This window comes from uncultured Aquincola sp. (assembly GCF_964001545.1).
Classification (GTDB): Bacteria; Pseudomonadota; Gammaproteobacteria; order Burkholderiales; family Burkholderiaceae_C; genus Aquincola.
The window spans coordinates 1-5,776 of sequence record NZ_CAXFDV010000266.1 but is presented as its reverse complement, the minus strand read 5'-3'; the positions used below and the strand labels follow the sequence as shown (position 1 = coordinate 5,776).

At 70.2% G+C, this 5,776-nt stretch carries 3 protein-coding genes and 1 pseudogene; 2 read left to right on the top strand and 2 right to left on the bottom strand.

From position 1 onward, the window contains the following. Both xdhB and xdhA read right to left on the bottom strand, forming a co-directional pair. A partial coding sequence (gene xdhB, locus ABNT58_RS09235; RefSeq protein ID WP_348753198.1) for a xanthine dehydrogenase molybdopterin binding subunit occupies positions 1 to 2,090 on the bottom strand: 2,090 nt, incomplete at its 3' end. A 794-nt stretch (positions 2,091 to 2,884) separates the two neighbouring features. Next, complete coding sequence (gene xdhA / locus ABNT58_RS09230) at positions 2,885 to 4,387, bottom strand: xanthine dehydrogenase small subunit (protein WP_348753197.1); 1,503 nt, start codon at positions 4,385 to 4,387, stop codon at positions 2,885 to 2,887. Positions 4,388 to 4,460: 73 nt separating this feature from the next. On the opposite strand from xdhA, the gene ABNT58_RS09225 reads away from it, so the two are divergent. Both ABNT58_RS09225 and ABNT58_RS09220 read left to right on the top strand, forming a co-directional pair. Further along, entirely contained in the window at positions 4,461 to 5,447 is a 987-nt protein-coding gene (locus tag ABNT58_RS09225) for a LysR family transcriptional regulator (protein WP_348753196.1), read from the top strand. 27 nt (positions 5,448 to 5,474) lie between these two features. Then, a pseudogene (locus tag ABNT58_RS09220) lies at positions 5,475 to 5,776 on the top strand (guanine deaminase); the annotation flags it as partial.

Genomic DNA, 5,776 nt, shown 5'->3' with positions numbered 1-5,776 from the left:
TGGATGAAGGCGCCCTCCACCTGGCCGATGTCCAGCGCCGGGTTCAGCGAGCGGCCGGCATCGTGCAGCACGTCGGCGCGCAGCAGCTTCCATTCACCGGTGAGCGTGTCCACCAGCACCTCGCTCACCGCCGCGCCATAGGCGAAGTAGTAGAAGGGCCGGCCCTTCATCTTGTCGCGGTCCCAGCTCAGGCCCGGCGTGGCGTAAAAGCCGTCGGACCACAGCTGCACCCGGTCCAGGTAGGCCTGCGCCACCACCGCGTCAAAGCGCAGCGTGCGGCCGCCCACCTGCACCTCGTCGTTGGCAAACACCACCTCTTCAGCGCTGCCGCCATGGTGCGCGGCGATGCAGGCGGCCAGGCGCTCGCGGATCTGCCGCGCCGCATCCTGCGCGGCCTTGCCGTTGAGGTCTGCGCCGGTGGAAGCGGCGGTGGCCGAGGTGTTGGCCACCTTCTGGGTGTCGGTCGCGGTCACGCGCACCCGCTCGAAGCTCACGCCCAGCTCATGCGCCACCACCTGGGCCACCTTGGTGTTCAGGCCCTGGCCCATCTCGGTGCCGCCATGGTTCACCAGGATGGAGCCGTCGTTGTACACATGCACCAGCGCGCCGGCCTGGTTGAAGTGCTTGACGTTGAAGGAGATGCCGAACTTCAGCGGCACCAACGCCAGGCCGCGCTTGAGCACCCGGCTGCCGGCGTTGAACTGCGCCACTGCCTCGCGCCGGGCGGTGTAGTCGCTGCTGGCCACCAGCTGGTCGACCACCTCGTGCACGATGTTGTCGGTCACCGTCTGCTCGTAGGGCGTGACGTTGCGATCGGTGGTGCCGTAGAAGTTGGCACGGCGCACCGCCAGCGGATCGCGCCCCAGCCGGCGCGCCACCGCGTCCAGGATGTTCTCGATGGCGATGGCGCCCTGCGGCCCGCCGAAGCCGCGGAAGGCGGTGTTGCTCTGGGTGTTGGTCTTGCCCGAAAAGCCGTGCAGCGCCACGTCGGGCAGCCAGTAGGCATTGTCGAAGTGGCACAGCGCGCGGGTCATCACCGGGCCCGAGAGGTCGGCCGAATGGCCGGCGCGCGAGACCATGTTCACCTCGGCGCCCAGGATGCGGCCTTCATCGTCATAGCCGATGTCGTACTCGTACCAGAAGCAGTGCCGCCGGCCGGTGATCATGAAGTCGTCGTCGCGGTCCAGCCGCAGCTTGACGGGGCGGTTGAGCTTCTTGGCCGCTACGGCCGCCACGCAGGCGAACAGGCCTGACTGCGACTCCTTGCCGCCGAAGCCGCCGCCCATGCGCCGGCATTCCACCTGCACATGGTGGGCGTGCAAATGCAGCGCATGGGCCACCAGGTGCTGCATCTCGGTGGGGTGCTGGGTGCTGCAGTACACATGCATGCCGTCGTTTTCCTTGGGCACGGCATAGCTGATCTGGCCTTCCAGGTAAAACTGTTCCTGGCCGCCGACGTCGAAGCTGCCTTGCAGCCGGTGCGGCGCCTTGGCAATGGCGGCCTGCGCGCCGCCTTCGGTGCTGCTGCGCACCAGGTGCATGGGCGGCACCACGTACTGCTGCTGCGCATGCGCCTGCTGCGGCGTGAGCACCGGGGGCAGGGCGTCGATCTGCAGCACCTGCTTGGCCAGTGCCGCGGCGCGGCGCGCCTGGTCGCGGCTGCGGGCGATGACGGCGAACACCGGCTGGCCCAGGTAGCGGATCTCGCCGTCGCACAGGATGGGATCATCGTGCACGATCGATCCACAGTCGTTGGTGCCGGGGATGTCGGCCGCGGTGAGCACGGCCACCACGCCGGGCATGGCCTTGACCTTGTCCAGGTCGGCGCTCGTCAAGGTGCCCTTGGCCACCGGCGACAGGCCCAGGGCGCAGTGCAGGGTGCCTTGCAGCTCGGGGATGTCGTCGATGTAAGTGGCCTCGCCGGCCACGTGCAGGTGGGCCGACTCATGCGGCCGGCTGATGCCGACCCGCGCCCCGGCGGCCTGGGCGCTGCGTTCGGCCGCCTCGTCGATGCGCGCGGCGGTGTTCTTCGCATAGGGCGCGAAGGCTTCGGCGGGCTGCAGCAGGCTGGGGGCGATGGGCTTGTTCATGTGTTGGTCCGGCTTAGGGCTTGGCGGCAGGGCTTGTCTAGACAGGCTGCGTTCGGCTATTTTTCAGTGAGGCGCCTGGGTCAAGGCCATCAGAGGCTGGTGCGGGGTGGGGTGCCTGGGCGTGGGGCTGGGCGGGCAGGGGCGAGGGCTTAGCTTCCGCGGTCCGCGCTGCGCGCGGACTGCCCTGCGCTGCTCGGTCGAGTGGCCCACGCCGCGTAACTCGCTGCGATGGCTTTGCCATCTCCGCTCAGACACCCGCCTGCGAGTCAGATGACGAGGCGCGCTGCGCGCGCGGGCCACCCGCCCTGCGCTGCTCGGCGCTCCAGATGCGCCCTCGCCCCTACCCGCCCAGCCCCACGCCCCCGCTTGGCCTCGCTGGCGCATCGGGACCCCAGGCCACGGCAGGTGCCGGTAGTTGGTGTGGGTGTGCTGCAGCGGCACACCTGCTGCCACGGCAGTGCTCCAGCTGTGCTGCGCGGCGGGCGGGGCCCGGTGGGGGCGATTTTGGGCTCGGCGAGGAGCGCAGCGACGAGGTCGGCACGCGCAGCGTGCTTCGTCAACTGACTCGCGGTGGTTGTTCGAGTGCAGTGAGCGCAGCGAACGTAGCGAGTTCCACCGCGCGACCTTGTCGGGAGCACCGCAGCGCAGTCGGCCCGCAGGGCCGACCGAGACCGCATGAGCCCCTGCCGGGCCCCGCCCGCCGCGCAGCGCCGCAAATTGCAGCGCTCCGCCGAGGCACCCACGGAGCACCGTCACAACCCCACCATTAGCGCAGCTCACAGCCACACCCCACCTCACACCCCATGCGGCATCACCGCAAACACGCTGGTCTGCGACACCGGCAGCGGATCGGCCGCCCGCGTCTCCAGCCAGAAGCGCATCAACAGGTTCTGCGCCACCTGCATGCGGTACTCGGCGCTGGCGCGCATGTCGGTCAGGGGTTTGAAGTCCTGCAGCAGCGCGGCCTGGGCGGCCTGCACGGTGGCCTCGGTCCAGGCTTGGCCCAGCACCGCGGCTTCGGCTGCGGCGGCGCGCTTGACGACCCCGGCCATGCCGCCGAAGGCCAGGCGCACGCTGCGCACGGTGTCGCCATCCAGTTCGATCGAGAAGCCGCCGCACAGCGCGGAGATGTCGCAATCGAAGCGCTTGCTGATCTTGTAGGCCCGCACCGTGCGGTTGAAGGCTGCGCCCGGCACCAGCAGGGCCCGCACGAATTCACCCGGCTCCAGCCGGTTCTTCATGTAGTCCACGTAGAACTCGGGCAGCGGCATCTGGCGCACCCGCTCGCCCTGGCGCAGCTCGATCTGCGCGTCCAGCGCCATCAGCATCGGCGGTGAATCGCCGATGGGTGAGCCGTTGGCCACGTTGCCACCCAGCGTGCCGGTATGGCGGATGGGCGGGGACGCAAAGCGCAGCCACAGGTCGGTCAGCGCCGGCAGGCGCTTGGCCAGCGCGGCATAAGCGTCTTCCAGCGATGCACCGCCGCCGATGCGCAGGCCGCCGTCGGCCATCGTTTCTATCGTTTTGAGCGCGGCCACGTGGCCCACGTAGATCAGGTCGCCCACGTCGCGGAACTGCTTGCTCACCCACAGGCCGATGTCGGTACTGCCGGCCAGCAGCGTGGCTTTGGGGTGCTGCACGCGCAGCGCGGCCAGCTCGTCCAGCGTGGCGGGCGCATGCAGCGTGGCGGCGGGCTCGCCGGGGCGGGCGCCCTGGTAGCTCAGCGAGCCGGCCTGCAAGGCTTGCAGCGCGGCCACCACCGGCGCGGCATCCAGCCGCGCGGCGGGCAGGTCGAACATGCGCTGGCCGGCATCGATGATGGGCCGGTAACCGGTGCAGCGGCACAGGTTGCCCGACAGCTCGTCGGCCAGCTGCTGGCGCGTGGGCTGGGTGCCGGCCGCCTGGTGGTGCTCATAGGCGGACCACAGCGACATCACGAAACCCGGGGTGCAGAAGCCGCATTGCGAGCCGTGGCACTCCACCAGCGCCTGCTGCACCGGGTGCAGCTGGCCGGCGCACTGGGGCTTCAGGTCTTCCACCGTGAACAGCGCCTTGCCGTGCAGCGTGGGCACGAACTGGATGCAGCTGTTGACCGTCTGCAGCTGCAGCTGGCCGGCCGCGTCCAGCTCGCCCACCACCACGGTGCAGGCACCGCAGTCGCCTTCGTTGCAACCTTCCTTGGTGCCGGTGCAGTGGGCGTCCTCGCGCAGCCAGTCGAGCACGCTGCGGGTGGGGTGCACGCCGCTCACGTCGACGATGCGGCCCTGGTGATAGAAGCGCACGGGTTGTGTTGTCATGGGGTGGGAAGTTACTCGCTGCAGGGCAGCCCGTGAATACGATAGCCCTCATAGCACCTATCGAGCCAGCCATATGACGCAGCGCGCCGAGTTCGACAAGATCGAGCTGTACCTGATCAGAGTCCTCCACACCGTGATCGTCGAACGCAGCGTCTCCCGTGCTGCCCTGCGCCTGCAGAGCACCCAGCCCGCCGTCAGCGCCCAGCTGAAGCGGCTGCGTGAGCTCACCGGCGATCCGCTGCTGGTGCGGGCCGGCAACGGCATGACGCCCACCGCCACTGCGCTGCAACTGGTGGGGCCGGCGGCCAGCCTGCTGCAGGCGGCCGATGCGCTCTTCAGCCCGCGGCTGCGCAGCGCCTCGTTCGACCCGCAGACCACCACCGCCACCTTCCGCGTGGCCGCCAGCGACTACCTGGACCCCACCTTCCTGCCCGAGCTGGTGGCCCATGTGCACCAGGCCGCGCCCGGCGCCCGCATCGAGCTGCTGGCGCTGTCGCGCGACTTCGACTACCGCCGCGGCCTGGCCGACGGTGAGGTGGACCTGGTGATCGGCAACTGGCTGCGTCCGCCCGAGGAGCTGCACCTGGGCCGGCTGATGACCGACGAGATCGTCTGCCTGGTGGCCGAGGGCCATCCGGTGGTGCGCCTCGCCGAAGGCGCCGGCAAGGGCTGGACGGTGGACAAGTACCTGGGCTGCGAGCACGTGGCCCCTTCGCCGCTGAGCCCGGGTGCGCTGGGCGTGATCGAGGAGCACCTCACGTCGCTCGGCCTCAAGCGCAACCTGGTGGTGCGCAGCGCCCACTTCGGCCTGATACCGCTGATGGTGGCGCGCAGCGGGCTGGTGCTGACCACCGGTCGGCTGTTCTGCTCACGCTATGCCGGCGTGCTGCCGGTGCGCATCGTGCGCTGCCCGGCGCCGTTTCCGCCGCTCACCTACTACCAGCTGTGGCACGACCTGACGCATGCCTCGCCCTCGATGCGCTGGCTGCGCGAGCAGGTGCGCGAGGTGGCCCGCCGGCTCGCCCAGCCGGGCGCCGGGCCGTCGGCCGCGGTGCATTGACAATCCGCCCCCCAACCGAATCCGCCGATGACCCCGACCGACGTTCCGCCCCACCGACTGGCCCTGCGGGGTGACCTGCTCGACTTCACCGCCACGCCCGAGTGGGGCGCGGTGCACAGCCCGGCCGTGCGCTGGCGCCCCGACCACTGGCTGCTGATCGAAGACGGCCGCATCACCGGCGCGCAGCCGGCCAACACGCCGCTGCCCGGCGAGGGCTGGCAGCAGCACGACCACCGCGGCCGGTTGATCCTGCCGGGCTTCATCGACACCCATGTGCACAGCCCGCAGCTCGACGTCATCGGCAGCTATGGCACCGAGCTGCTGGACTG